A 25,327-nucleotide genomic window follows, 5' to 3' on the forward strand; every position below is an offset into this window, starting at 1 on the left:
GCCGCCCCCCCCCCCCCCCCCCCCCCCCCCCCCGCCGCGCGCCCCGTGTGTCTGCACCAGTGTAATAGCTTTTGGGGCGGCGCGCCCCCCCCCCCCCCCCCCCCCCCCCCACACCTGCCCGGGGCGGGCGGACGAGTGACAGCACCGCGACGAGGAGTTAGGTTCGATCCCGTGACCACGACCGTGCCCACCTCGGACGGCGACCTCCGCGCCCACCTCGCGGCGCCCTACCCCTCGATCTCCGGGGCACCACCGTGGCCCGGTGTGGTCGTGGTGCACGACGCGTTCGGCATGACCGAGGACGCGCGGGCCATCACCGACCGGTTCGCCGCCGAGGGCTACCTCGCCATCGCACCCGACCTCTACACCCGCGGCGGGTTCGCGCGCTGCGTGCGCACCGTCTTCCGCCAGCTCAGCACCGGCAGCGGCCAGGCCTTCGAGGACGTCGAAGCCGCCCGGCGCGCGCTCGCCGACCGCGAGGACTGCACCGGGAAGGTCGGCGTCGTCGGCTTCTGCATGGGCGGTGGCTTCGCGCTGCTCGCCGCGCCGCGCGGGTTCGACGCCGCCGCGCCCTACTACGGGCAGGTCCCGCACGACCGGTCCGTGCTCGACGGCGCCTGCCCCGTCGTGGCCAGCTTCGGCGGGAAGGACCGCGCGCTCCGGGGCGCGGCGGACCTGCTCGAATCGCACCTCACCGAGCTCGGCGTGCCGCACGACGTCGAGGAGTACCCCGACGCCGGGCACGGTTTCGCCAACAAGCTGAAGGTCGGCCCGTTCGGCCCGCTGCTGCGGGTCGCCGGCATCGGCTACGACCGGGAAGCCGACGAGGACGCGTGGCGCCGGGTCCTGTCGTTCTTCGCGGAGCACTTGGGACCGGAAGGGGAGCGGGGATGACCGACGAACTCCGGCCGCAGAAGCGCGGCCGCCGCATCGCCATGAGCCGCGAGGAGCTCGACGCGTTCCTCGCCGCCGAACGCACCTGCCGGGTCGCGACCATCGGGCCCGACGGACCGCACGCCACGCCGCTCTGGTTCGGCTGGGACGGTTCCGCGCTGTGGCTGAACTCCCTCACCCGCAGCAAGCGCTGGGCGGACCTGCGGCGCGATCCGCGGATCAGCGTCGTCGTCGACGCGGGCACCGAGTACCAGCAGCTGCGCGGCGTGGAGATCAGCGGCACCGCCGAGGTCGTCGGCGAGGCGCCGCGCACCGGCGAACCCGAACCGGCCCTCGCCGAGATCGAGCCGCTGTTCGCCCGCAAGTACCTCGGCGGCGACGAGATGATCCACGATGGCAGGCACGGCTGGCTGCGCGTCACGCCGACGAAGATCAGCAGCTGGGACTTCCGGAAGCTCGCCGAGCTCCGCTGACCCCGCGCGCACCACCCGATCTCGCGCTTCCGGCGGTTGACATCCGACACACCACCGCCCGCCGATGCCGCCCGCGGCACCAGGAAGATCGGTGGAACAGGAGGTCAGCGCCCTGCGGGCCGCTCCGGGGCGGCGTCGCCGAGCACCGGCCGCTGTGCTAGAGAACTACCCGTGGCCGCTCGACTCCTCAATCCCAGTGCCCTCGCCGACACCTTCCGCGCGGAGATCCGCGCCGAGGTGGCCGCGCTGCCGGAACCGCTGACGCTGACCGGTTTCCGCGTCGAAGGGGACGGCCCCACCCAGACCTACGCCGAGTACACCCGGCGCGGCTGCGAGAGCGTCGGGATCCGCTTCGACCAGCGGGTGCTGCCCGCGGGCGAGGTCGAGCGCGCGGTGCACGAGGCGGGCAGCGACCCGGGCGTGCACGGCATCTTCCTGTACTACCCGATCATGGGGCTGGCGCAGGACCGCTGGTTGCGCGAGCTCGTCGACCCGCGCAAGGACGTGGAGGGCCTGCACTCCTTCTGGAGCCGCTGCCTCTACGAGAACCGCCGCTACATCGACGCCGAGCGCACCAAGCGCGCCGTGCTGCCGTGCACCCCGCTCGCGGTGCTCAAGCTCGTCGAGCAGGCCGGGATCACCCGCGCCGGTGCCGCGCAGCCGCTGGCCGGGCTGAAGGCCTGCGTGTTCAACCGCAGCGAGATCGTGGGCCAGCCGCTGGCGGCGATGATGGCCAACGACGGCGCCGAGGTCACCTCGTTCGACATCGACGGCCCGCTGTCCTACCTGCCCGCGCGGGAGGAGGGCGCTTTCCAGGTCCGGCCGACCGGGGTGGACCGCGCCACCGCCCTCGCCGAGGCGGACGTGGTGGTGACCGGGGTGCCGTCCCGCGAGTTCCCCGTGGTGCGCGCCGCCGAGATCAAGCCGGGCGCGACCTGCATCAACTTCTCCACGTTGAAGAACTACGACGAGGACGTCGTGGACGCGGCCGGGGTGTTCGTCCCGCGCATCGGCCCGATGACGGTGACGATGGCGCTGCGCAACGCGGTGCGGCTCTACCGCAACTGGCACAGCTGACCTCGGCGGACGCCGCTACGGGCCCGGCTGAGCGGCCCGCGCGCCCGGTGGTCTCAGGCAGGTGCGTGGCCCGCCGGCGGGCAGCCGATCCGGCAGGTGGCGGACTCCCGCCTGGCGGGGGCGCCGCCGGCCCGGCGGGGCCCACGATCCGGGAACATCGGGCCGAGCGGGAACGGTCGGGGCCGTCGCGTCGTTGCGCCGGACGAACGGGTGTCCGCGCAGCGGGCGCCGACGACGGCGACGAGGAAGGTCACCGACTGATGACTGTGGCTCGACGAGACGACATCCCGCAGCACCGGCTCGGCGCGGGCGGTCCCGCGGTCAGTGCCCTCGGGTACGGGGCGATGGGGCTGTCCGGGGTGTACGGCGCGGCCGACGACGCGGAGTCCGAACGGCTCATCCACCACCTCGTCGAGGCCGGGATCACGCTGATCGACACCGCCGACGTCTACGGGAACGGGCACAACGAGCAGCTGATCGGCCGGGCGCTGTCCGGCGGGCTGCGGGACCGGGTGGTGCTGGCCACCAAGACCGGCGCGGGCGGCGGCGAAGGGCTGGGGCGCCCGGAGCGGATCCACCAGGCGATCGACTCCAGCCTGAAGCGGCTCGGTACCGACCGGATCGACCTGTACTACCTGCACCGGGTGGACCCGTCCACTCCGATCGAGGACAGCGTCGGCGCGATCGCGGAGGCGGTGCAGCAGGGCAAGGTCGGGCACATCGGGATCTCCGAGGTCTCCGCGGACACGCTGCGGCGGGCGCACTCGGTGCATCCGATCGCCGTCACGCAGGAGGAGTACTCGCTGTTCACCCGGGACGTGGAGGCGGAACTGCTGCCCGCCGCGCGGGAGCTGGGCGTGGGCCTGGTGGCGTACTCACCGCTGGGGCGCGGCGTGCTCGGCGGGTCCATCCGCAGCGCCGCCGACGTGGAGAACCTGGAGGGCAGGCAGGCGCGCTACCCGCGGTTCGCCGCGGACGCGCTGGAGCAGAACCTGTCCAGGGTGGACCGGTTGCGCGCCCGCGCCGAGGAGCTCGGCACCACCCCGGCCGCGCTGGCGCTGGGCTGGCTGATCGCCCAGGGCGAGGACGTGGTGCCGATCCCGGGGACGCGGCGCGCGGCGAACCTCGACGCGAACCTGGAGGCGGCCCGGCTGGTGCTGCCCGCCGAGGTGGTCGCCGAGCTGTCCGAGATCTTCCCGCCCGGTTCTACGGCGGGGGAGCGGTACACCGCGAACCTGCGCGGCGGTCTCGGCCGCTGATCGTGCCCGCGGGTGGTCGTCCGGCGCGGCGGCCACCCGCCGGTACGGCGGTTCCGCCCGTCGGTGGAACGTGGTTCACCGGTTCGGGGGCGGAGTTTCGCAGGGAGTTCGCGGTGGCCATTGTGGACTGATCGCGGAATACCGGGAACGTGCGGCGGATATCGGCGCCGTGGTCCTATGTGGACCGTGAATCGGTGCCGTCCGCGAGCCCCGTTCCGGTGATGAGATGATCTCGGCCGAGGCATAAAACCGCAGGTATATTCCGAAAAACGCCCCTGGGGTGGGTGGATCTCCGGTGGTCGCGGCGGGGCACACTGTCCGTCGAACGAAGCGTGCCGACCCGGTTCCCGACTGGAGATCCACCACGATGAGCATCGACGACGCCCCTGCCGTGTGGGCGAAGGTCCTCGACGAGGAACCGTGGGTTCCGTACGAGGACCCGCACCTGCCCGGCGGCGACCAGGCCGCCCAGGTGAAGATCCTCGCGCCGAACGTCTTCTACGCCTGGTTCCCGCCCGGCTACGCCGCGCCCGAGCACAGCCACCCGTTCAACACGACCTACCACCTGGTCAAGGGCGCGCTGCGGTTCGGCGACGAGGGCTGGGTCCGCGCGGGCTCGGTGCGCGGCGTCCGGGCCGGGCACGTGTACGGACCGGAGGAAGCCGATCCCGCCGAGGGCTGCGAATTCCTGCTGGTCTCCGACGGGCCGATCGGCATCGACTGGGCGGCTTGACCGACCGGGCGGCCTGCCCCACCAGGCCACCCGGCCGGCCACCTGCTACGCCGAGCCGCCGGCTCGACCGGCCGCCTGCTCGACCGGGCTGGTTGAGCGGCCCCGACGTCAGCGCAGCGCGCTCGGCAGGTCCGCGAAGGTCAGGAACCGCACCCGCGCGTCCGCCAGCTCCAGCAGCCGGTCCAGCAGGCCGCGCTCGTCGAGCACCACCCGGAACGAGATGTCGTGCTGGTCGGCCCGGCGCTGGCACTGGTCCAGCAGGTGCAGGCAGGCCGTGTCGACGAAGGTGATCGCGGCCAGGTCCAGCACCACGGTCCCGGTGCACGACGAGAGCCGGTGCCACAGCAGTTCGCGCAGCCGCCCCGCGCTGCCCGCGTCGATCTCGCCGCGGGCGGAGAGCAGGATCGTGCGCGGGTCGGGGCGGTGCAGCTCCAGCTCCAGCGCCCCACCCCCGGCACGCCGCGGTGGGGAGGCCTCGGGCGGGCGTCGGTCCGGGATGCCGGGGCCGGCGCCGACCGGGACGTCCAGCGTCGGCGCGTCGGTGGTGGTGGTGCGTGCGGGAGTCACAGGCATGCCGCCTCCTGGGGAAACCGAGAGCGAACGGCAGCAGCGGGCGGTGACGGCCGAGCGCACGCCCTCGGTGGCGAAAAACTTGTCGCGGCTGTGGGCTCAACCGATTCCCACGCTACCTGCCGGTGCAACCCGGGGGCGGAACCGGGACGCGCGGTCCGGGCGCGGAACCCGTTGCGGCGCCGCGGTGAAGCCGGACCGGGTCACCAGGTGAGCACCGGTTTGAGCACCCGTCCCGCGCGCTGGTCGGCGACGGCCCGGTTGATGTCCGCGAAGGCGTAGGCGGTGACGAGCTCGGCCACCGGGAACCGCCCGGCCGCGTGCAGCGCCAGCAGCTCCGGAATGAACCGCTGCGGCACCGCGTCGCCTTCGACGCAGCCGCGCACGGTCTTGCCCCGGTGCAGCAGGTCGCGCAGGTCCAGCCGGGCCGACGCCGCGCCGAGCCCGACCACGGCCAGCGCTCCGGTGGCGCCCAGCGCGGCCAGCGCCTGCTCGAACACCGGGGCCAGCCCGGTCGCCTCCAGCGCATGCGTGGCGCCGCCGCCGGTGAGTTCCCGCACCCGCGCGACCACGTCGTCCGCACCCGGGTCCAGCGCCGCACCGGCACCGAGCCGCAGCGCCAGCGCGCGGCGTTCGGGCAGCACGTCCACGGCGATCGTGCTGCGCACCCCGGCCGCTCGGGCGGCCAGCAGCGCGGCCAGGCCCACGCCGCCGGCGCCGAAGACCACCAGGGAGTCCTCGGGTGCGGGCCGCAGCACGTTGAGCACCGCCCCGGCCCCGGTCTGGAACCCGCAGCCCAGCGGCGCCGCCACCAGCGGGTCCACCGCGTCCGCCAGCACCACCGCGTTGTCCGCGGTCGCCAGCGCGTGGGTGGCGAAACCGGACTGCCCGAAGAACGAGCCGCCGAGCGGTGCGCCGCGCCAGGTCAGGGTGGGGGATCCGTCGGGCCGCCTGCCGGATCCGTTGAGCCGCCGCGCCCGCGCGCAGTAGGCCCGGTCGCCCGCCGCGCACCGGCGGCACGCGCCGCAGCTGCGGTAGCTCAGCGCCACCCGGTCGCCCGGCCGGATGCCGGTGACCTCGGCGCCGACCCGCTCGACGGTCCCGGTGCTCTCGTGGCCGAGCACGACCGGTTCGCGCCGGCGCGGATCGTCCTTGGTGATCAGGTCCGTGTGGCACAGGCCGGAGGCGGTGACGCGGACCAGGATCTCGTCGGCGCGCGGCTCGTCGAGCTCGACGGTCTCCAGCACGAACTCGGCGCCCGGTTCCGGGGCGACCGCCGCGGTGATCTGCACGGGATCTCCTGCGCTGCCGGGGTCAGTCGCGTTCGAGCAGGAAGTAGTAGTGGCGGCCGTCGTCGAGCACCTGCTCCGGCCTGCCGTTCATGATCCCCATCAGGGTGGCGGGGCCGACCTGCTTGAAGTGGTCGAGCACGGGGCGCCCGTCGTAGACCATCGTCGCGGTCACCTCGCCGCGGAACTCGACGTTCCACAGCGTGGCCTCCCCGCCGCCGAGCCGGACGTCGGAGAACAGCTCGCCGGATTCGTCGCGGCAGATGAGCGGTTTCGCGTCCAGCGCCGAGCGGAAGGTCTTGCCGTGCCAGCGCGCGGCGACCAGCTGCCGGGAGAGGCGGTGCCCGGTGGCGAAGTCCGCGCCGCGCCACGCGCCCAGCACGTCCGCGGCGGCGACGGTGGGCAGCGCCGCCCAGATCTCGTCGAGTTCGTCGGGGGAGACGCCGGATTCCTGCCGCCGGAGTTCGGCGAAGCGGGCGCGGGCTTGGTCGAGGTGCACGTGGGCTCCCTGCGGGCTGCGCGTTCGCGAACCGGTTGGTTCGGCGGCCGAACGTACTCCCGAACCGAACGGTTCGGCAAGGTAGCCTCACCCGATGCGAGCAGCCGGACACGCCACCCGGGAGCGGATCCTCATCGCCGCCACCGCCGAGTTCGCCCGCCACGGCGTGGCGGGCGCCCGGATCAACCGCATCGCCGCCGACGCGCGGGCCAGCAAGGACCGGCTCTACGCGTACTTCCCCGGTAAGCAGGTGCTGTTCGAGGCGGTCGTGCGCCGCTGGGTCGCCGAGATCGACGAGCGCACGGCGCTGCGCGGCGAGGACGTCCCGGGCTACGTGGGCCGGCTGTTCGACCACTACCTGGACCACCCGCAGAGCGCCCGGTTGCAGGCATGGATCGACCTGGACGAACCGGAGCGGCTGGGCGCCGACGACCTGCGGCTCACCGCGCTGCGGCCGAAGATCGACGAGATCCGGCGCGGCCAGGCCGAGGGGCACGTCGACCCGTCCTGGCACCCGGCGGACCTGCTGATCGTGCTGCTGGGCATCGCGCGGTCGATGGCGCTGTCCGCGCTGGCGATCGGGAAGCTGGACGGCGGGGCGCGCGGCCGGGACGCCGCGGGGATCCGGCGGGCCGCGGTGGTGGCCGCGCAGCGGATCGCCGAGCCGCCGTCAACTGGAGGTTGACGATTGCCGTTCGGTCAACCTAGGGTTGACGCATGAGTGAACCCCTCCAGCTGTCCCCGCCCGTCCGGCTCGACGACCTGATCGCGGCGATCACCAACGTGCACACCGACGCGCTCGACCGGCTCTCCGCCGCCGTCCTCACCGCCGACCACCTCGGCGAGATCTCCGACCACCTCATCGGCCACTTCGTCGACCAGGCCCGCCGCTCCGGCGCGTCCTGGAAGGACATCGGCGTCGGCATGGGCGTCACCAAGCAGGCCGCGCAGAAGCGCTTCAAAGGCCCCGACCTCTCCCCGGAGCAGGGCTTCAGCCGGTTCACCGGCCCCGCGCGCAGCGCCGTCGTCGCCGCGCAGAACGAGGCGCACGCCGCGGGGCACGTCGAGATCCGCACCGAGCACCTGCTGCTCGGCCTGCTCGCCGCGCCCGACGCGACCGCCGCCCGGGTGCTGGCCGCCGACGGCGTCACCCCGGAAGCGCTGCGCCGCGCCGCCACCGCGCCGCTGCCGCCCGGCGGCGCCGACGTCCCGGCCCTGATCCCGTTCGACGCGGGCGCCAAGAAGGCGCTGGAACTGACCTTCCGGGAGGCGCTGCGCCTCGGCCACCAGCACGTCGGCACCGGACACCTGCTGCTGGCCCTGCTGGAGCACGAGGGCGGCGCTGGCGTGCTCACCGCCCTCGGGCTGCGCAAGCCCGAGATCGAGGAACGCGTGCGCGCCGAGGTCGCCGACCGGCCGGAGCAGCCCGCCGTTACCGACGAGTAGGCTGCGCGGCATGGCCGAACCCGCCGAAGGACTTCCCCGCCGCGGCGACTTCACCGTGCTGTGGCCCATCACCACCAGGTGGGCGGACAACGACGTCTACGGCCACGTCAACAACGTCGTGCACTACTCCTGGTTCGACACCGCGGTCAACGGCTGGCTGATCCGCGCCACCGGTGCCGACATCCGCGACTTCCCCGAGATCGGGCTCGTCGTCGAGACCAACTGCCGCTACCTCGCCGAGCTCGGCTTCCCCGAGGACGTCGAAGTGGGTGTGGGCCTGGAGCGGGTGGGCAATACCAGTGTCGTGTACCGCCTCGCCGTCTTCGGCGGGGGAGCCGAGGGGCCGGCCTCGGTGGGCCGGTTCGTGCACGTGTACGTCGACCGGGAGACGCGACGCCCGGTCCGCGTGCCCGAGCGCATCAGGACGGCGCTCGCCGGACTGCGGTCGCTCGGTAGCTGAAACCGCGGCCGGACCGTCGCGGCCGACCGCCGCCGGCGACTCCGGTGCGGGTGAGTCGGAGGTGGGTCCATGGACCGGTGGCCGGGAGAACGTCCCGCCGACACCGAGGGCATCGACCTGCGGCGCCCCAACTCGGCCCGCATGTACGACTACTACCTCGGCGGATCCACCAACTTCGAAGCGGATCGGGAGGCCGCGGACCGGGTCCTCGCCGCCAACCCCGACGTGGTGCCCTCGATCCGCGCCAACCGGGGCTTCCTCGGCCGCGTCGTGCGGTACCTCGTCGACCAGGGCATCGACCAGTTCCTCGACCTCGGTTCCGGCATCCCGACCGCGGGCAACGTGCACGACATCGCGCACCGGCTCGACCCGGCCGTCCGCGTCGTCTACGTCGACAACGAGCCGGTGACGGTCGCGCACGCCCGGCAGCTGATCACCGACGTGAAGCAGGTCGAGATCGTCGACGCCGACCTGCGGGACCCGGAGACCGTGTTCGAGCGGGCCGGGGAGACCAGGCTGCTCGACTTCAGCCGCCCCGTGGGCCTGCTGATGGTGTCGGTGCTCAACTTCATCGAGGACGACGCCGAGGTCGCCGAGCTCGTGCGCCGCTACGTCGCCCAACTCGTCCCCGGCAGCTACCTCGCCGTCTCGCACTCCACCGCGCAGTGGCTGGCGCCGGAGACCGCCGCCCGCATCGCCGAGCTGTACCGGGACGTGAACCCGCCCAGCTACTGGCGGTCGCCCGAGCAGATCGGCCGGTTGTTCGCCGGCATGGAACTCGTGCCGCCGGGCGTCGTCGCGCCCTCGCACTGGCGCCCCGAAGCGGAACCGCAGCTGCCGCCGGAACGGATCGTGTACCGCGCGGGCCTGGCGCGCATCGGGGACCCCGCGTAGACCGATCAGGCAAGGCCTCGGAGCCCATCGTCGGCCCGAAGTCGTAGGCGCGGTGGCCTGGAGGACGATTCGGCGACCGCCTCCGCCCGGCGAGCATGATCGGGTGAGCACGACAGAAATTTCATCCCAGAAGACGGAACGGATCAGCCGGCCCGGGACCGGGCGGCTGATCGGAGTGGACATCGCGCGGGGGCTCGCCGTGCTCGGCATGTTCGTCGCGCACACCGGGCCACCGCAGAGCTGGCTGTTCGGACTGGTGTCCGGCCGGTCCGCCGCCCTGTTCGCGGTGCTGGCCGGGCTGTCGATCGCCCTGCTCAGCGGCGGGACGGCGCCGGTGGAGGGCGTCCGGCGGCGGCAGGTGGCGGTGCGGATCGCGGTGCGCGCGGTCGTGCTGTTCGGGCTGGGACTGGTGCTGAGCATGCTCGACGCGCCGGTGATGGTGATCCTCACCTCGTACGGCGTGCTGTTCCTGCTGGCCCTGCCGCTGCTGCGGTTGCGCGCCAGGACGCTGGGCGTGCTGGCCGGGGTGCTGGCGATCGCGGCCCCGCTGGCGTCCTACCTGATCCGGGACGCGATGCCGCCCGCGGGCGAATTCGGTGCGATCCCGCACCTCGGCGACTTCACGTCCTGGTCGGGGGCGGCTGCCGCGTTCCAGCACGTGCTGCTGGACGGCGGCTACCCGGTGCTGACCTGGCTGCCGTTCGTGCTGGCCGGGATGGCGCTGGGCCGGATCGACCTGCGCGCCGCGCGCGGACCGGTCGCGCTGCTCGGGGCCGGCTTGGCACTGGCCGGCTACGGCGGGTCGTGGCTGGCGATGAACGTGTTCGGCGGCCGCGAGCAGGTGCTGGCGTCCTACGGCGACGCGCTGCCGCCGGAGCTGGTGGACGTGCTGCTGAGCAGGGGTTTCGGTGCGGTCCCGACGGGCAGCCCGGTCATGCTGCTCTCGGCGGGCGCGCACAGCGGCAGCCCGTTCGAGGTCGTCGGGGCCACCGGGGCGGCGTTGCTGGTCATCGGCCTGTGCATGTTCGTGGAGCGGGCACGGGTGCTGGCGCCGATCGCGGCCGTGGGTGCGCTCGCGCTCACCGCCTACGCCGGGCACATCGTGCTGCTGGCCGCCATCGGGACGGACGGCCTGATGGCGATGCAGCAGACCGCGCCGCACCTGACGTGGCTGCTGCTGACCGCGATCGTCGTGGTCTTCGCCGTGGTGTGGCGGGCGCTGCTCGGGCGCGGGCCGCTGGAACGGGTGCTGCACCTGGTCTCGGCGGAGCCCGCCGCCCGGATCGGTCGCTAGCCGTCGCGCTGGGCCCGGCGCTTCTCGTGGAACGCGTGATCGCGGCGCACCAGCCGCGCCACCTCCTCCGCGGACGCCGGGCCGAGCGTCGGTGGTGCCTGCCGCAGGGTGCGCACCAGCTCGTCGAGGCTCGCGGTGACCAGCGCCAGCCCGCTGCGCCGCACCGAACCGATCTCCGCGCGCGGGTTCACCACCACCAGCACCGGCCGCACCAGCACCTGGCGGCCCCGCTGGCGCAGGAAGTCGGCGAGCGCCTTCGACACGTCGCGGACCTGGCGGCCCCAGCTGCGGCCGCTGCGGTCCGCGAGGGTGCGGTCCTCCACGTGGTTGCCGTAGCGGTCGAACACCTCCGAGCGCCAGGAATCGCCGTCGGCGTGCACCCGGCCCGAGTGGTTCTTCACCTCGACCGCCCACACCCCGCCGGGGCCGACCACCAGGTGGTCCACCTCGCCGCGTCGGTTGCGGTAGCCGCGGAACAGGACCCAGTCGTCGGAGAGGCGTTCCAGCGCGGTGGCCACCGCGTCCTCCGCCTCGATGCCCGCTTCCTGCTGGGCGAGCCGGTTCTGGACCGCCGCATCGTCGGTGGGGCGCAGCTCCCGCAGCCGCCGCAGTTCCCGCCACTGGGCCGGCAGCTTCCAGACCTGCCACCAGCGGCGGCGGGCGTGGCGCTCCCGCGTCCGCGCCACCTCCTGCTCGTAGCGGGCGTGCCGCTCCCGCGCGGCCTGTTCGGTCCGGCGGGCCTCGGACCGCGGATGATCGGAGAGCACCTCGACGCGCACCCCGGAACCGTACTGCCCGCGGTCCGCACCCCCTGAGCTGGTCCCGCCGCGCAGTCCCGCGGGGCACGGCCCACCGGGGGAGCGGGCGGGTGTGATCTGGTGCGGGGAGGGGACCGTCCGCGGAGCGGGAGTGGTGCACTGGCCGGTGCCAGGACCACCGCTTCGGGGAGGACGCGCGCGATGATCAGCACCGGGTGGGACGGGACGGTCGGGCTGATCGCGCTCGACCGGCACGAACGGCGCAACGCCCTCGACCTGGAGCACTGCCGCGGGCTCGCCGCCGCCGTCGCCGAGCAGGTCGAGCAGGGCGCCCGGGCGCTCGTGCTCACCGGCGAGGGCAGCACGTTCTGCGCGGGCGCCGACCTGGACGGCGTGTACGGCGACGAGTTCCGGGACGCGCTCTACACCGCGCTGCGGTCCGTGCTCGATGCGCCGGTGCCGGTGCTCGCCGCGATCAACGGGCCCGCCGTCGGCGCCGGCGCGCAGCTCTCGCTCGCCGCCGACCTCCGGGTCGCCGGCCTCGAGGCCTACTTCGCGGTGCCCACCGCGCGCAACGGCCTCGCCGTGGACCCGTGGACCGTGCGGCGGCTGTCGCTGCTCGCCGGTGGCGGGCCCGCCCGCGCGCTGCTGCTCGCCGGGGAACGCCTCGCCGCCACCACCGCCCACGAGCGCGGTCTGGTGGACCGGATCGGGTCGCACGCGGACGCGGTGAGCTGGGCGCGGGAGATCGCCGAGCTGGCTCCGCTGTCGCTGCGCTACGCGAAGCTCGCGCTGAACTCCCTCGACACCGAGGTGCCGGACGCCGACCTGGAACGGGCCTACGACGCCTGCTGGGCGAGCGAGGACGCCGCCGAGGCGAGGGGGGGCCGCGCCGAACGCCGCGCGCCCCGCTTCCACGGCCGGTGAGCAGCGCCCGCTAGCGCTCCGCGGCCAGGGCGGCCACGATCGTCTGCACCGCCACCAGGGCGAGCACCGGCGCCGCCAGCAGCCACGGGGCGGTGCCCAGGTGGTCCACCGATTCGGCGATCATCGCGCCCCACTCCGGCCGCGGCGGCGGTGGCCCGAGGCCGAGGAAACCCAGCGCCGCCACCGTGTTCACCAGCGCGGGCAGCCGCACCGCGGCCAGCGCCCCCGCCGCCGGAGCCAGGAACGGCAGCAGCGACCGCCGCCAGATCAGCAGCCGGCTCGCGCCCAGCGCCCGGTGCGCCAGCACCCAGTTCCGGGTCCGCAGCTGCGCGGTCATCGCATCGGCCTGCCGCGCGAACGGCAACCAGCTCACCCCGGCCAGCGCCAGCAGCAACGCCGCCGTGCCCGGCCCCGCGACCAGCGTCGTCACCAGCGCCACGATCAGCGGCGGCAGCGCGGTGGCCACGTCCACCCCGGCCCGCACCAGCGCGGCCACCGGCGAGGAGCTCCACCCGGTCGCGCACCCGGCGAACAGGCCCACCAGCACCGCCACGACCAGCGCGGACCCGGCGGTGCCGAGGGTGAGCAGCGCGCCGTGCGCCAGCCGCGCCAGCACGTCCCGCCCGAGCTCGTCGGTGCCCAGCGGATGCGCGAGCGACGGCGCCCGCAGCACCGCGCCCATGTCCGTGGCCAGCGGATCGCCGGTCAGCCCGACGCCCAGCACCAGCACGCCGATCCCGGCGGCGACGAGCGCGGCCCGGCGCCGGGCCCTCACGTCCGGGCCTCCCGCCGCGCGCGGGGTTCGGCGGCCAGCCCGAGCAGGTCGCCGACCGCGCCGACGGCCAGCGCGGCCAGCGCCGCCACCACCAGACCGGCCTGCACGACCGGCACGTCCTGCGCCCGCACCGCCTCCACCACGGTGCTGCCCAGCCCGGGGATGTCGAAGACGACCTCGATGGCGGTGGTGCCGGAGATCGCCCCGGCCGCGTTGTAGGTGAGCAGCGACAACGCCGCGGGCAGCGCGGGCCGCGCCAGGTGCACCGCCCAGATCCGGGTCTCGCCGAGCCCGCGGGCCCGGGCGGCGACCGCGAAGTTCTCCCGCCGCAGCGCCACCACCTGCTCCCGGGTGACGGCCGCGATCGGCACCGCCAGCGACGGGACCAGCGACAGCAGCGGCAGCACCGCGTACTCCGGCCCGCGCCAGCCCGAACTGGGCAGCGCGTGCAGCCCGACCGCGAACACCAGCACCAGCAGCGGCGCGAGCGCGAACTCCGGCACCGCCGAGAACACCCGCACCAGCCCCGAGATCGCCCGGTCCAGCACCGAACCGGGCCGGCGCGCGGCCACCAACCCCGCCAGGTGGCCGACCAGGAACGAGAGGACCGCGGCGCCGAGCATGATGCCCACCGACACCCGCAGCGCGGGCCCGACCAGCGCCGCGACCGGTTCGCCGGACACCCACGAGGTGCCCGGGTCGCCGCCGAGCAGCGCGCCGAACCGCGCCGCGATCCGCTGCGGCAGCGGCAGGTCCAGGCCCAGTTCGGCGCGGATCCCCGCCAGCAGCGCCGGATCCGGGTCGGCGTCGGCGTAGCGGGCGGCGAGCACGGTGCGGGCCGCGTCGACCCCGGTCAGCTCCGGCAGCAGCACCGCGACCAGCACGACCAGCATCGCCACGACCGGCGCCACGGCCAGCCGCAGCAGCAGGCCGCGACCGCCGGCCACCGCCGCGGGGCGCGGGCGGACAGCAGGAAGAACCCGGGGGCGCTCGGGTAGGGCGCGCCGTCGAACAGCGCCGTGCGGTCGGTGCGGTCGACGAACCCGGCGCGCTCGACGAGGTCGGCGCAGCCCGCGAAGTCCACGCCCATCGGCAGTTCCGGCGCCGCGTCCGAGTAGGACGAGCTGAACCGCTCCTCGGTCGCGTCGTCGCCGACCGAGGCCGCGTCCCACCGGCCGTCGCTGACCAGCAGCAGCCCGCCGGGGCGCAGCACCCGCACCCACGCGTCGACGGCGCGCTGCGGTTCCGGCAGCGTCCACAGCACGTTGCGGGTCACCACCACGTCGAACGGCCTGGCGGGCGGTTCCTCGGCGACGCCGGTGAGCCAGTCGATGGCGAGCCCGTCGGCGGCGGCGCGTTCGGCGGCGACCGCGAGCATGCCCGGGGAGGCGTCCTGCCCGGTGACGCGGTGCCCGTCGGCGGCGAGGATGCGGGCCAGGAACCCGGTGCCGCAGCCGGAATCCAGCACCCGGGCGCCCGGCCCGACGGCCTCGGCGACGAGCGGGCAGACCCGCTTCGCCCACCGGTCCAGCGCCGGGTCCTGCCCGGGCTGCTGGTCGTAGCCGCGGCGGGCGCGGTCGTTCCAGTAGTCGACGATCGGCGCGCTCATCCGAGCTCGACCTCCTTGGTGAGGAATTCCCGTTCCAGCGGGTCGGCGGGCACCCCGCGCACCGCGTCCCGGTAGGCGAAGCGCTGCTGCTCGTGCACCAGCGGGATGCCGGCGATCCGTTCGGCGAGCAGGTCGTCGGCGCGGCGGAACACCTCGGCGCGCCGCGCCGGATCGCTGATCGCGGGCAGTTCGGCGAGCAGCGCGTCCAGCTCGGGCGCGCAGAAGTGGTCCAGGCCGAACCCGCCGCGGCAGCTGAAGTCGCTGGCCAGGTGGGCGGCGGCGTCGGGCACGTCGACGAGCTGGTTGCGCGAGTACACCGCGGCGTCGAGCTCCCCGGACAGGATGCGCGGCTCGATGCTCCCGGCGGGCTCCTGCACGATCCGCACCGCGAACCCGGCGCGGCCGAGCTCGTCGGCGACGACGGTGGTCAGCGCGGGCAGCTCGGGCCGGTCCGGGTAGGTGCCGATGGTGATCGGGATCGGCGCGCCGCCGCCGACCTCGGTGACCGCCCGGCGCGCGGCGGCCGGGTCGGGCGCGGGCGGCGGGTGCTGGGAGCTCCACGGCACGGCGGGGCCGAAGTAGCGGCTCGCGGCGACGCCCTGGCCTTGCAACACCCCGCTGACCAGTCCGGCCCGGTCGATGGCGGCGCGGGCGGCGGCGCGCAGCCGCGGATCCGCGAACGGGCCGCCCGCGGTGTTCAGGTGCAGCGCCGTGGTGCGCGGCAGGTCCACCGCGTCGGCCCGCAGTGCCGGGTCGGCGCGGATCTCGCCGAGCTGCGCGACCGGCACCTTGTCGATCAGGTCGAACTCGCCGCTGCGCAGCCCGTTGACCCGGGCGGAGGCGTCGGGGACGAAGCGCACCTCGACGCGGGCGAGCTTCGCCGGTCCGCCGCGGTGGCCGTCGTAGCGGCGCAGCTGCGCGCTCCGGTCGCCGTCGACGGCGGTGATCTCGAACGGGCCGGTGCCCACGCCCTTCGCCGGATCGACCGAGCCGTCGGGACGGAGCGCGGCGGGCGCGAGCACGGCGGCGTTCGCGGCGCCCAGCCGCTGCGGCAGGATCGGGTCGGGGCCGGTGGTGCGGACCGCCAGGGTGCGCTCGTCGAGCGCGGTGGCGCGTTCGACGGTGCCGTTCAGCGCGCGCGGCGGCGCGGGGGCGTGCACGACGCGTTCGATCGAGTCGGCGGCGGCCTGCGCGGGCACCCGCTCACCGGACTGGAAGCGCAGGCCCGCGGCGAGGGTGAACCGCCACTCGGTCGGCGCGGTGCGCTGCCAGCTCTCCGCGAGCCCGGGGCGGGCGCCGCCGTCGGCTCCGGCGTGCACGAGGGTTTCGGTGACGCCGAGGCGCTGCAGCAGCAGCGCGTCGTCGGAGGCGGGCGACCAGGCCGCCCGGGGCGGGATCGTCACCGCCACCTCCAGCGCGTCCTCGTCCGCGCCGCCTCCGGTGAAACCGCACCCGCCCAGCAGCAGCGCGAGCCCGAGCACCAGGAATCCACCAGCACTTCGCAACAGCAAGCTCCTTGCAACAGACCGCTGCGGATCTTTGCACGGACAACGGCGCCGGAACCACGCCGGGCGGCCCGAACGTGTTCTCCGCCTCCCGGTGCGCCGGGGGAGGACTGCTCCGCGCGGTGGAGCGGAACTCGGCGACCGGCCGAGCCGCCGCCACGTGCGGTCGCGCCCGGGATCGGGGGAAATTCCCACTTGTCCGGTGCCTCCGCGGTCCTGACCAGGGCAGCGGGGGTGCGCGCCCGCTCCCGCCGGCGTCCGCGGCTTGACCCCCTCGGCAGGTCCCGGTTGGCTCATCGGTGCCGGTGAGCCCCCCGACGCTCACCGGCACCGAACCCCGAGAAGGAGCCGAGGACATGGCCACCACCGCGAAGCCGCTGCTCCGGCTGCTGGTCGCCACCGGTGTCGCCGCGGGCGCCCTGGGCGCCACCGCGCTGCCCGCGCTGTCGGCGGCCCCGGCGACCGCTCCCGCGGTGCTGCGGGCCGCGCCCGCCGCCGACGGCGACCTCGCCGACCCGCGCACCAAGGACATCGCGATGCAGCTGGTGTCGAGCGCGGAGAACTCCTCGCTGGACTGGCGCGCCCAGTTCGGCTACATCGAGGACATCGGCGACGGCCGCGGCTACACCGCCGGGATCATCGGCTTCTGCTCCGGCACCGGTGACATGCTCGCACTCGTCGAGGCCTACACCGCGGCGAAGCCGGACAACCCGCTGGCCGAGTACCTGCCCGCGCTGCGCGCGGTCGACGGCACCGACTCGCACGAAGGGCTCGACCCCGGGTTCACCGACGCCTGGGCGGAGGCCGCGGAGGACCCCGACTTCCAGCAGGCGCAGGAATCCGAGCGCGACCGAGTGTACTTCGACCCGGCCGTGCGGCAGGCGAAGGAGGACGGGCTCGGCGCGCTCGGCCAGTTCGCCTACTACGACGCGATCGTGATGCACGGCCCCGGCCAGGACTGGCCGAGCTTCGGCGCCATCCGCCAGGCCGCCCTGGACCGCGCGACCCCGCCGTCCGACGGCGGCGACGAGACCGCGTACCTGCACGCGTTCCTGGACGCCCGCGTGGAGGCGATGAACGAGGAGGAGGCGCACAGCGACACCAGCCGCGTCGACACCGCGCAGCGCCGCTTCCTCGACGAGGGCAACCTGGCGCTGACCACGCCGCTGCACTGGGCCGTCTACGGCCAGGACTTCAGCATCGAGGAGTGAGGACCGGCCCCGGCGGCCACCGGACCAGCCGATCGGGCGCGAACCGGACCAGGAGCGCGGGGCGTCGCGGCACTAGCGTCGGAGGCATGTCCTACGAACCCGAGCACACCCCCCGGCTGAACCTGGCCGAACTCGTCCCCGACGTCTACAAGAGCATGCTCCGGCTCGACGCCGCGGCCCGGAAGGGCCTCGACCCGACGCTGCTGGAACTGGTCAAGATCCGCGCCTCGCAGCTCAACCACTGCGCGTTCTGCCTGGACATGCACAGCAAGGACGCGCTGGCCGCGGGCGAGTCGGTGCAGCGGATCATCCAGCTCTCGGCGTGGGAGGAATCGCGGCACTTCTACACCGCGCGGGAGATCGCCGCGATCGAGCTCACCGAGGCGATCACCGTGCTCACCGACGGCTTCGTGCCCGACGAGGTGTACGCGCGGGCCGCCGCGCAGTTCGACGAGACCGAGCTGGCGCACCTCATCGCCGCCATCACCGTGATCAACGCGTGGAACCGGTTCGCGGTCACCAGCCGCAACGTCCCCGGGCACCACACCCCGGGCTCGCACTGATCGTGCGCCGCCGCTCGGTCCCGGGCGGCGGCGTCACGCGACCGGTCTCGACTTCACGTGCATCCGCTCGCCCTGCGGCCCGAACAGCACCAGCAGCTCCACCGGGTCGCCGGTGGCGGGGCCGAACCAGTGCGGCACCCGGGTGTCGAACTCGGCGGCCTCCCCGGCCCGCAAGGTCAGGTCCTGGTCGCCCAGCACCAACCGCACCTTGCCGTTGAGCACGTAGAACCACTCGTAGCCCTCGTGGGTCTGCGGGTCCGGTTCGGCGCGCGGCCCGCCCGGAATGATCATCTTGAACCCCTGGACGCCGCCGGGACGCCTGGTCAGGGGGATGAAGGTCCGGCCGTGGCGCACGATCGGCTTCGGGTGGATCCGCGGATCCCCGGTGGCGGGCGCGCCGACCAGCTCGTCCAGCTGCACCTGGTGCGCCTTCGCCAACGGCAGCAGCAGTTCGAGGCTGGGGCGGCGGCTGCCGGATTCGAGCCGGGACAGCGTGCTCACCGAGATGCCGGTGGTCTCGGACAGCGCGGCCAGCGTCAGGCGGCCGCGCTTGCGCAGCGCCCGCAGCCGCGGACCCACCTGGGCCAGCGTCGCGTCCAGCTCCGCGGACGGGGTTTCGGTCATCCCGCCATTGCAGGATCGGCAACGGGAGTTGTCAACGCGGCGGCCGAACACACCCGTGCGCAGGCTCGGCCCGGACCACCTCGGCCAAGTAGGGTCACCGCTCGGGAGGGGCACCTACAGAAGGAGGAAGCGATGATCGGCAACATCATCGGCTGGATCGTGCTCGGCCTGATCGCCGGGTTCATCGCCAGGGCGGTCGTGCCCGGCAAGGACGACATCGGGGTGCTGCGGACGATCGTGCTCGGCATCGTGGGGTCCGTCGTGGGCGGCTTCTTGCTCGGGGCGTTGACCTTCGGCCTCCGCGGGTTCCAGCCCCTCGGCTGGATCGGCTCCGTCATCGGCGCGATCATCGTTTTGATCGTGTACAACAAGGTCACGGGCCGCAAGAGCAAGCAGCACGACTGACGCACCGGTCGCGCGGGTCGTTCCGGCCCGCGCCCCGGCGCCCCCCCCCCGGGCCGGGGGGGGGGGGGGGGGGGGGGGGGGGCCCGGGGGGGGGGCCCGCCCCCGGGCCGCCGGGGGGGGCCCCCCCCCGGGGCGGCCATGTGTTTTGTGGGCTACCCCCCGCGGCCGGGCCCCCCCCCCCCCCCCCCCCCCCGCCCCCCCGGGGGGGGGGGGGGGGCCCCCCCCCCCCCCCCGCCGCCCCCCCCGCGGCCGGTTGGCGGGTGGGTCGAGCTCGTGGCACCGGCTCGTCGGACCGGCCGCGTACCGCCTGATGTCGCCCCAACGGGCGACGCCGCGGCGCGCCCGGTAGACGTGTGGCATGCCTGCTGAGCCCGGACCGCTCTCCGCCCGGCCCGATTCCGCCGCGCAGCTCGCCAAGGCCGCGGTGCTGCCGCTGATCGCGTGCGCGCTGGTCCTGGCGCTGCTCGTGCTCGGCGCCCTCGTCCCCGCGGTGCCGGTGGCGGGCGCGCTCGGTTCGCGGTACGTCGGCCAGTGGGCGCTGCGGTTCGTGCTGCTGGGGCTGCTGTGCTGCCTGCTCGCGGTGCTCGCCCGGCGGTGCGGGTCGCGGCGCGGGGCGACGGCCCTCGGCGGTGGCGGCGCGTTCGCGCTGCTCGGGTCGCTGGTGGTGCTGGGCGCGCAGCTGTCCTTCGCGCACGACCGCGGGGCGGACCTCGGCCCCGCCGAGCTCATCGGCACCGGCACGCCCGCCGCACCACCGGACCGCACCGAGGTGTACGCCGAGGTGGGCGGGACCCCGCTGCGGGCCTCGATCTGGTCCCCGCCGACTCCGGGGACCGACCGGCCCGCCGTGCTGTGGGTGCACGGGGGCGGGTTCATCACGGGCAGCCGCTACGAGCAGCGCGCCCTCTACCGGAACCTCGCCGACCACGGCTACCCGGTGATCTCCATCGACTACCGGCTGGCGCCGCCGGTGCGCTGGCGCGACGCGACCTCGGACGTGGTGTGCGCGCTGAACTGGGTCACCGGGCACGCCGGCGAACTCGGCGTCGACCCGTCCCGCGTGGTGCTGGCGGGCGGATCCGCCGGGGGCAGCCTCAGCATCAACGCCGGCTACGCGCTGGCCGACCACGACGCGGTGAGCAGCTGCGGGGGTGCGCCGCCCGCGCCGCCGATCGCCGTGGCCGGTTTCTACCCGGCCGTGGACCTCGCGGGCGCCTACGACGACAACGGGGTCGCCGGGTACGCGCGGCGGGTGGCGATCAGCTACCTCGGCGGCTCCCCGGAGCGGTACCCGCAGCGCTACGAGTACGCCTCGGCGCTGGACCGGGTGCGGCCGGGGCTGATGCCGACCTTGCTGGTCACCGGTTCCTCCGACCACCTGATCTTCGAGGACCGGGTGCACGGCTTCGCCGAGCGGCTGCGCGCGGCGGGCGACCAGGTGGTGTACGCGGCGTTCCCGTTCGGCGAGCACGCCTTCGACGCCGACTTCCACAGCATCGGTGGCGCGGTGAGCCGCGCGGAACTGCTGCGCTTCCTGGACGAGCACGCTCCGTTGCGGTGAACCGGCTCCGCCACCGGCAGCATCGGTCCCCGGCGCTGTCGGGGTGGCGGGTGAGAATGCGGCGGACCGGAAAGCCGACGCAGAGGACGCCCGTGGAACTCACCGCCGCTGAACAGCACCGCCGCGCCACCACCTTCGCCGAGCTGCACCGCGGACCGGGGGCGTTCGTGCTCCCCAACCCGTGGGACGCGGGCACCGCGCGGATCCTGGCCGGGCTCGGCTACCCCGCGCTGGGCACCACCAGCGGTGGGCTCGCGAGCCGGTTGGGCCGTCGCGACGCGGCCCGCCAGGTGGGCTTGGACGAGGCGGTGGACAACGTGCGCGAGATCGCCGAGGCCACCGGGCTGCCCGTCTCCGCGGACCTGGAGAACGGCTACGGCGACGAGCCGCGCGATGCCGCCGACGCGGTGCGGGCGGCAGCGCTCGCCGGTGCCGTCGGCGGATCCGTCGAGGACGCCACCGGGCGCGCCGACGACCCGATCTACGAGCTCGACCAGGCGGTCGAGCGGATCGCGGCGGCCGCGGAAGCGGCGCGGGAGCTGCCGTTCCCGTTCACCCTCACCGCCCGCGCCGAGAACTTCCTGCACGGCCGCGCCGACCTGGCCGACACGATCCGCCGGTTGCGGGCCTACGAGGAGGCCGGGGCCGACGTGCTGTACGCGCCGGCGCTGCCGGACGCCGAGGCGATCCGCGCCGTGTGCTCCGCCGTCACGGCACCGGTGAACGTGCTCGCGGTCGGTGCGGCCCGCGCGCTGTCGGTGGCCGAGCTGGCGGAGCTCGGGGTGCGGCGGATCAGCCTCGGTTCCACGTTGGCCCGCGCCGCGCTGAGCGCCCTGGTGCACGAGTCCCGGGAGATCGCGTCCGGCACGTTCCCCGACACGGCCGGGGTGCTCTCCGGCGCCGACCTGGCGGAGCTCTTCGAGCGCGGCTAGTGCAAGGTCATCCGGCGAGCCGGGCGATGTCCGCCGCGCTCCAGGCCCCGCGGGCGCCGGGCAGTCGCGCCAGGTGCTCGGCCGCGGTGCGCACATCCCAGCCCTGACCGGCGCGCAGCCCGCCGAGCAGCATCCGCAGGTACTCCGCCGACGGCGCCAGCAGCGGCACCTCCGCCGCGGACCACGGCGCGGTGAAGGTCAGCACCGGGTGCCCGTCCCGCTCGCCGACGTGCAGCAGCGTCTCGTAGCGGCCCGGTCCGAGCACCTGCCGCCCGGTGCGCAGCACCTCTCGCAGATCCAGGTCGCCGCCCGGCTCCCGGTACATCTCCTGGGCCACGACGTCCGCGAACTGCCCAGGCGTCACCAGGTAGGCGCGCAACGCCGCCGAACCGGGCAGCTCCGGATCGAGGAACGCGCGGCCGCCGCCCCACACCCGCGACTCGGTGGCGAAGTACACGCCGCCCGGCACCCGGTGCCCGGTGGTGCGCCGCGGCGGGCGCGGATCGCGGCACCCCGGGCAGGCGCGGCGGCCACCCGGCGGCGTGCCGCCTTCCAGGTAGTGCCGGAACCGGTCGGCGTGCATGTTCGAGCCGTAGCTCGCGTACCAGACCAGCTCGGGTGCGGAGTCGAAGCCCATCACCCCATGATCCCGGCACCTCGGCGACCGGCAGTCGTCAGGACGCTCCGGCGGGCGCGGGGGACGGGTCCTCCGGCTGCATCTCGGGCGGCGGATCGCGGAACAGGCGGGTGCGGTAGGCGAGGTAGCCGACGCCGAGCACCAGCCAGCAGCCGCCGAGCAGCAGCGCCGCCGGGTCCAGGTTCACCAGCAGCCACAGGTCGATCAGCGCGCCGATCGCGGGCAGCAGCAGGAACGTCCACGGGGACGGCGCCTCGCCGGCCTTGCGCCGCCGCACGAACAGCCCGATCACGCTCAGGTTCACCGAGGTGAACGCGACGAACGCGCCGAAGTTGATGAACGAGGTGGACGTGGACACGTCGAGGAACATGGCGATCAGCCCGATCGCGCCGGTCAGCGCGATGTTCACCGCGGGCGTCCGGAACTTCGGGTGCACCCGGCCGAACAGCCTGCGCGGCAGCACGTCGTCCCGGCCCATCGCGAACAGCAGCCGCGCCGCCCCGGCCTGCGCGGCGAGCCCCGAGGCGAACTGGGCGACGATCAACCCGGCTAGCAGCAGCGCGGCGACCGCGTCCCCCGCGATGGTGCGGGCGATCTCGAACACCGCGGAGTCCGGATCGGCGAACGCGGCACCGGGGTGCGCCAGCTGCGTCGCCCAGGATACGACGACGAAGATGCCGCCGCCGATCAGCGTGATGAGCAGGATCGCGCGCGGCATGGTGCGCCGCGGTTCCAACGTCTCCTCGGTGAGCGTGGTGACGGCGTCGAACCCGAGGAACGAGTACGCGGCCAGCGCGGCTCCCGCCGACACGCCCGCCGCGGTGGTGCTCGGGTTCAGGAACGGTTCCGCGCCCAGCAGCGCGCCTGCCCCGGTGGTGGTGAACACGTGCCGCAGCGACAGCACCACGAAGATCGCGATCACCAGCACCTGGAACGACATCAGCACCGAGTTCGTCTTGTCCGCGACTTTGATCCCCAGCACGTTCAGCGCCGTGGTGGCGGCGATGAACAGCACGATCCACAGCCAGAACGGCACGTCCGGGAACTGCGCGCGCAGGTAGGTGGCGCCGAGCAGCCAGATCACCATCGGCAGGAAGAAGTAGTCCAGCAGCACCACCCAGCCCACCAGGAACCCGGCGCGGGAGTCGAGCGTGCGCCGGGCGTAGGTGTAGGCGGACCCGGCGACCGGGAAGGCGGCGGCCATCTTCCCGTAGCTGTGCGCGGTGAACAGCATCGCCACCATCGCCAGCAGGTACGCGGTCGGCACCGATCCGCTGGTCTCCTCGGCGACGACGCCGAAGGTGCCGAGCACGATCATCGGCGCCATGTAGGCGACGCCGAACAGCACGACCGAGTGCAGTCGCAGCGACCGGTTCAGGACCGGTGCGTTTCCGGGCATGTGCGTTGCTCCTAGTCGTGCGCCGCGGGGTGCCAGCGGTGCGGGTCGATGCGGCCGTCGTAGAGCGGCAGCGCGACGGGGGAGTCGTCGGCGGTGAACTGGTCCCAGACGCGGTTGAGGCCCGCGGTGCCCTCGGTCCGCACCCGCCGCACCTCGTCCAGGTCGACCGTCGCGGCGAGCGCGCCGGAGGCGCTGCCTTCGGCGTGCGCGAGCACCTGCCCTTCCGGGCCGACGAGCAGGCCGTCGCCGGTGCCGACGGGGGCGGCGGCGTTGACGCTCGCCACGAAGACCTGGTTGGTGATGGCGTTCGCCCGGGCCAGCACCAGTTCCTGCGCCCGGTCCGGGGTGGTGGTCTGCACCGGGTTGAGCACGAGTTCGGCGCCCATCCACGCCAGGTGCCGCGCCACTTCGGGGAACCAGGCGTCGTAGCAGATGCTGAACCCGATCCGGCCGATCCCGGGGGCGTCGAACACGACGAACCGGTCGCCGGGGTCGTAGGGCTCGTAGGGCCGCCACGGGAAGACCTTGCGGTACCAGGAGACCAGTTCGCCCGCGGGCGAGAACACCAGCGCCGTGTTGAACAGTTCCCCGCCCTCGCCGCGTTCGCAGACGGTGCCGGGCGCGAGCCACACGCCGAGGTCCCCGGCGAGCTCGGCGAGCCGCCGGGTGCGGGGGCCGTGCAGCGGTTCGGCGGCGTCGGCGAGCTCCGCGTCGCGGTCCGGGCCGGTGACGCCGCACAGGTGCAGCTCCGGGTAGGCCACCAGCCGGGTCCCGGGGTGCTCGGCGAGCAGCGCCTCGACCTGGGCGGTGAACTCGTCCGGGGGCGCGGTCGCGGGCAGCGGCGGTTCCTGCGCCAGCGCGAGCGGCAGTGGTCGGGGCATCGGATCTCGTTTCCGGGTGGCGGAGCGGCGCCGATGGACGGTGGCCGGGACGACTGGAAGAAAATAGGTCAGCCCCCGCCCCGCGGGCAAGAGTGCTCAATGTGACCACTTTGTGCTTGACGTGCGATTACGCTGTGGTTCATGGCGAGTTCTGACCCGGACGAGACCGCGGATCCCGGCGCGGCGCTGGCCTCGCCCGCGCTGTCCGGAATCCGCAGGCTGTCCGCCGTGGACACGGTGCGCGCCCGGATCTCCCTCGCCGTCGACCTCGGGCTGCTCGCGCCGGGGGAGTGGCTGCCGGGCAACGCCGCGATCGCCGCCGCCCTCGACGTGTCCCAGATCACGGTGCGGCGGGCGCTGGTCGCGCTGGGCCGGGACGGCGTGCTGGAACGGCGACCGGGCCGGGGCGGTGGTACCCGCGTCGTGGCGGAACCGGCCCGCAGCGCCGTCCGCGAGACCGACGGCTACCGGGCCGCTGCCGACGAGGTCCACCGGCTGGTCGACCAGCGGCTGGTGCTGGAGTGCGGCCTCGCCCACCTGGCGGCGCGCGCCGCCGCCGCCGCCCGGCGCGCCGCCCGCCCGGCACGCGCCGAGCGGATGGCGCGGGCCGCGGCCTGGGGGGCGTTCCACCCGCGCGCCGCGGGGTTGCCCC

The 25,327-nt window shown here is 74.7% G+C and carries 29 protein-coding genes; 17 read left to right on the forward strand and 12 right to left on the reverse strand.

Annotated elements, in window-relative coordinates; all coding sequences use genetic code 11:
- The first annotated feature begins 171 nt into the window (after positions 1 to 171).
- The 5 genes from LCD31_RS00925 to LCD31_RS00945 all read left to right on the forward strand — a co-directional run bounded on the left by LCD31_RS00925 (position 172) and on the right by LCD31_RS00945 (position 4,436).
- Positions 172 to 894, forward strand: coding sequence for a dienelactone hydrolase family protein (locus LCD31_RS00925; protein WP_224955465.1), 723 nt, complete (start codon positions 172 to 174; stop codon positions 892 to 894).
- Positions 891 to 1,367, forward strand: coding sequence for a pyridoxamine 5'-phosphate oxidase family protein (locus LCD31_RS00930; RefSeq protein WP_224955466.1), 477 nt, complete (start codon positions 891 to 893; stop codon positions 1,365 to 1,367). Before LCD31_RS00925 ends, LCD31_RS00930 begins: the two co-directional genes overlap by 4 nt.
- 171 nt (positions 1,368 to 1,538) lie before the next feature.
- Positions 1,539 to 2,444: a bifunctional methylenetetrahydrofolate dehydrogenase/methenyltetrahydrofolate cyclohydrolase gene (locus tag LCD31_RS00935; protein WP_224955467.1), complete on the forward strand. Its 906-nt coding sequence runs from the start codon at positions 1,539 to 1,541 to the stop codon at positions 2,442 to 2,444.
- 260 nt (positions 2,445 to 2,704) lie between these two features.
- Positions 2,705 to 3,703, forward strand: a complete 999-nt coding sequence (locus LCD31_RS00940; RefSeq protein WP_224955468.1) for an aldo/keto reductase — start codon at positions 2,705 to 2,707, stop codon at positions 3,701 to 3,703.
- A 367-nt stretch (positions 3,704 to 4,070) separates the two neighbouring features.
- Positions 4,071 to 4,436: a hypothetical protein gene (locus tag LCD31_RS00945; RefSeq protein ID WP_224955469.1), complete on the forward strand. Its 366-nt coding sequence runs from the start codon at positions 4,071 to 4,073 to the stop codon at positions 4,434 to 4,436.
- A 108-nt stretch (positions 4,437 to 4,544) separates the two neighbouring features.
- On the opposite strand, the gene LCD31_RS00950 is transcribed toward LCD31_RS00945, so the two are convergent.
- The 3 genes from LCD31_RS00950 to LCD31_RS29425 form a co-directional block, all read right to left on the reverse strand.
- Entirely contained in the window at positions 4,545 to 5,009 is a 465-nt protein-coding gene (locus LCD31_RS00950; RefSeq protein ID WP_224955470.1) for an STAS domain-containing protein, read from the reverse strand.
- Positions 5,010 to 5,209: 200 nt separating this feature from the next.
- Positions 5,210 to 6,298 carry an NAD(P)-dependent alcohol dehydrogenase gene (locus LCD31_RS00955; RefSeq protein WP_224955471.1) on the reverse strand — a complete coding sequence of 363 codons (1,089 nt, stop codon included), beginning with the start codon at positions 6,296 to 6,298 and terminating at the stop codon, positions 5,210 to 5,212.
- A gap of 22 nt (positions 6,299 to 6,320) precedes the next feature.
- A complete protein-coding gene (locus tag LCD31_RS29425; RefSeq protein ID WP_224955472.1) occupies positions 6,321 to 6,794 on the reverse strand; it encodes a DUF4334 domain-containing protein in 474 nt (157 codons plus the stop codon).
- Positions 6,795 to 6,888: 94 nt separating this feature from the next.
- Between LCD31_RS29425 and LCD31_RS00965 the strand changes: the two genes are divergently transcribed.
- The 5 genes from LCD31_RS00965 (at position 6,889) to LCD31_RS00985 (ending at position 10,888) form a co-directional block, all read left to right on the forward strand.
- Positions 6,889 to 7,479: a TetR family transcriptional regulator gene (locus tag LCD31_RS00965; protein WP_224955473.1), complete on the forward strand. Its 591-nt coding sequence runs from the start codon at positions 6,889 to 6,891 to the stop codon at positions 7,477 to 7,479.
- A 32-nt stretch (positions 7,480 to 7,511) separates the two neighbouring features.
- Positions 7,512 to 8,240 (forward strand): Clp protease N-terminal domain-containing protein, encoded by a 729-nt coding sequence (locus LCD31_RS00970; protein ID WP_224955474.1) that lies wholly within the window; start codon positions 7,512 to 7,514, stop codon positions 8,238 to 8,240.
- Between the two features lie 10 nt (positions 8,241 to 8,250).
- Entirely contained in the window at positions 8,251 to 8,700 is a 450-nt protein-coding gene (locus LCD31_RS00975; protein WP_224955475.1) for a thioesterase family protein, read from the forward strand.
- Between the two features lie 69 nt (positions 8,701 to 8,769).
- A complete protein-coding gene (locus LCD31_RS00980) occupies positions 8,770 to 9,594 on the forward strand; it encodes an SAM-dependent methyltransferase (RefSeq protein WP_224955476.1) in 825 nt (274 codons plus the stop codon).
- Between the two features lie 103 nt (positions 9,595 to 9,697).
- Positions 9,698 to 10,888, forward strand: coding sequence for a DUF418 domain-containing protein (locus tag LCD31_RS00985; RefSeq protein WP_224955477.1), 1,191 nt, complete (start codon positions 9,698 to 9,700; stop codon positions 10,886 to 10,888).
- Here LCD31_RS00985 and LCD31_RS00990 read toward each other — a convergent pair.
- Complete coding sequence (locus LCD31_RS00990) at positions 10,885 to 11,667, reverse strand: nuclease-related domain-containing protein (RefSeq protein ID WP_224955478.1); 783 nt, start codon at positions 11,665 to 11,667, stop codon at positions 10,885 to 10,887. The two genes, LCD31_RS00985 and LCD31_RS00990, sit on opposite strands and share 4 nt — an antisense overlap.
- A 180-nt stretch (positions 11,668 to 11,847) precedes the next feature.
- Between LCD31_RS00990 and LCD31_RS00995 the strand changes: the two genes are divergently transcribed.
- Entirely contained in the window at positions 11,848 to 12,573 is a 726-nt protein-coding gene (locus LCD31_RS00995; protein ID WP_224955479.1) for an enoyl-CoA hydratase, read from the forward strand.
- Between the two features lie 10 nt (positions 12,574 to 12,583).
- Here LCD31_RS00995 and LCD31_RS01000 read toward each other — a convergent pair whose 3' ends face one another.
- The 4 genes from LCD31_RS01000 to LCD31_RS01015 are packed head-to-tail and all read right to left on the reverse strand — an operon-like array spanning position 12,584 to position 16,462.
- Positions 12,584 to 13,348: an ABC transporter permease gene (locus LCD31_RS01000; RefSeq protein ID WP_224955480.1), complete on the reverse strand. Its 765-nt coding sequence runs from the start codon at positions 13,346 to 13,348 to the stop codon at positions 12,584 to 12,586.
- On the reverse strand, positions 13,345 to 14,295 hold the full coding sequence (locus tag LCD31_RS01005; RefSeq protein ID WP_224955481.1) for an ABC transporter permease: 951 nt from the start codon (positions 14,293 to 14,295) through the stop codon (positions 13,345 to 13,347). Before LCD31_RS01005 ends, LCD31_RS01000 begins: the two co-directional genes overlap by 4 nt.
- Complete coding sequence (locus tag LCD31_RS01010) at positions 14,202 to 14,957, reverse strand: bifunctional 2-polyprenyl-6-hydroxyphenol methylase/3-demethylubiquinol 3-O-methyltransferase UbiG (RefSeq protein ID WP_224955482.1); 756 nt, start codon at positions 14,955 to 14,957, stop codon at positions 14,202 to 14,204. Before LCD31_RS01010 ends, LCD31_RS01005 begins: the two co-directional genes overlap by 94 nt.
- Positions 14,954 to 16,462: an ABC transporter substrate-binding protein gene (locus tag LCD31_RS01015; RefSeq protein ID WP_224955483.1), complete on the reverse strand. Its 1,509-nt coding sequence runs from the start codon at positions 16,460 to 16,462 to the stop codon at positions 14,954 to 14,956. The genes LCD31_RS01010 and LCD31_RS01015 overlap by 4 nt, the downstream gene beginning before the upstream one ends.
- A 356-nt stretch (positions 16,463 to 16,818) precedes the next feature.
- On the opposite strand from LCD31_RS01015, the gene LCD31_RS01020 reads away from it, so the two are divergent.
- Both LCD31_RS01020 and LCD31_RS01025 read left to right on the forward strand, forming a co-directional pair.
- Complete coding sequence (locus LCD31_RS01020; protein ID WP_224955484.1) at positions 16,819 to 17,673, forward strand: chitosanase; 855 nt, start codon at positions 16,819 to 16,821, stop codon at positions 17,671 to 17,673.
- A gap of 86 nt (positions 17,674 to 17,759) precedes the next feature.
- Positions 17,760 to 18,236 (forward strand): carboxymuconolactone decarboxylase family protein, encoded by a 477-nt coding sequence (locus tag LCD31_RS01025; RefSeq protein WP_224955485.1) that lies wholly within the window; start codon positions 17,760 to 17,762, stop codon positions 18,234 to 18,236.
- Positions 18,237 to 18,269: 33 nt separating this feature from the next.
- Here LCD31_RS01025 and LCD31_RS01030 read toward each other — a convergent pair whose 3' ends face one another.
- On the reverse strand, positions 18,270 to 18,860 hold the full coding sequence (locus tag LCD31_RS01030) for a helix-turn-helix domain-containing protein (protein ID WP_224955486.1): 591 nt from the start codon (positions 18,858 to 18,860) through the stop codon (positions 18,270 to 18,272).
- 132 nt (positions 18,861 to 18,992) lie between these two features.
- On the opposite strand from LCD31_RS01030, the gene LCD31_RS01035 reads away from it, so the two are divergent.
- The 3 genes from LCD31_RS01035 (at position 18,993) to LCD31_RS01045 (ending at position 21,758) form a co-directional block, all read left to right on the forward strand.
- Positions 18,993 to 19,265 carry a GlsB/YeaQ/YmgE family stress response membrane protein gene (locus tag LCD31_RS01035; RefSeq protein WP_224955487.1) on the forward strand — a complete coding sequence of 91 codons (273 nt, stop codon included), beginning with the start codon at positions 18,993 to 18,995 and terminating at the stop codon, positions 19,263 to 19,265.
- A 358-nt stretch (positions 19,266 to 19,623) separates the two neighbouring features.
- Positions 19,624 to 20,826, forward strand: a complete 1,203-nt coding sequence (locus LCD31_RS01040; RefSeq protein WP_224955488.1) for an alpha/beta hydrolase — start codon at positions 19,624 to 19,626, stop codon at positions 20,824 to 20,826.
- Between the two features lie 92 nt (positions 20,827 to 20,918).
- Positions 20,919 to 21,758, forward strand: coding sequence for an isocitrate lyase/phosphoenolpyruvate mutase family protein (locus LCD31_RS01045; protein ID WP_224955489.1), 840 nt, complete (start codon positions 20,919 to 20,921; stop codon positions 21,756 to 21,758).
- A gap of 7 nt (positions 21,759 to 21,765) precedes the next feature.
- Here LCD31_RS01045 and LCD31_RS01050 read toward each other — a convergent pair whose 3' ends face one another.
- Genes LCD31_RS01050 through LCD31_RS01060 form a run of 3 tightly spaced genes read right to left on the reverse strand, consistent with a single transcriptional unit; the run spans position 21,766 to position 24,675 of the window.
- Positions 21,766 to 22,395 carry a histone deacetylase gene (locus tag LCD31_RS01050; RefSeq protein WP_224955490.1) on the reverse strand — a complete coding sequence of 210 codons (630 nt, stop codon included), beginning with the start codon at positions 22,393 to 22,395 and terminating at the stop codon, positions 21,766 to 21,768.
- Between the two features lie 37 nt (positions 22,396 to 22,432).
- Positions 22,433 to 23,794 (reverse strand): APC family permease, encoded by a 1,362-nt coding sequence (locus LCD31_RS01055; RefSeq protein ID WP_224955491.1) that lies wholly within the window; start codon positions 23,792 to 23,794, stop codon positions 22,433 to 22,435.
- A gap of 11 nt (positions 23,795 to 23,805) precedes the next feature.
- Complete coding sequence (locus LCD31_RS01060) at positions 23,806 to 24,675, reverse strand: carbon-nitrogen hydrolase family protein (protein WP_224955492.1); 870 nt, start codon at positions 24,673 to 24,675, stop codon at positions 23,806 to 23,808.
- Positions 24,676 to 24,816: 141 nt separating this feature from the next.
- Between LCD31_RS01060 and LCD31_RS01065 the strand changes: the two genes are divergently transcribed.
- Positions 24,817 to 25,327: GntR family transcriptional regulator (locus tag LCD31_RS01065; protein WP_224955493.1), on the forward strand; the 511-nt coding region annotated here is incomplete at its 3' end.

Origin of the sequence: Saccharopolyspora sp. 6M (assembly GCF_020176775.1) — a bacterium.
Taxonomy (GTDB): domain Bacteria; phylum Actinomycetota; class Actinomycetes; order Mycobacteriales; family Pseudonocardiaceae; genus Saccharopolyspora_C; species Saccharopolyspora_C gregorii.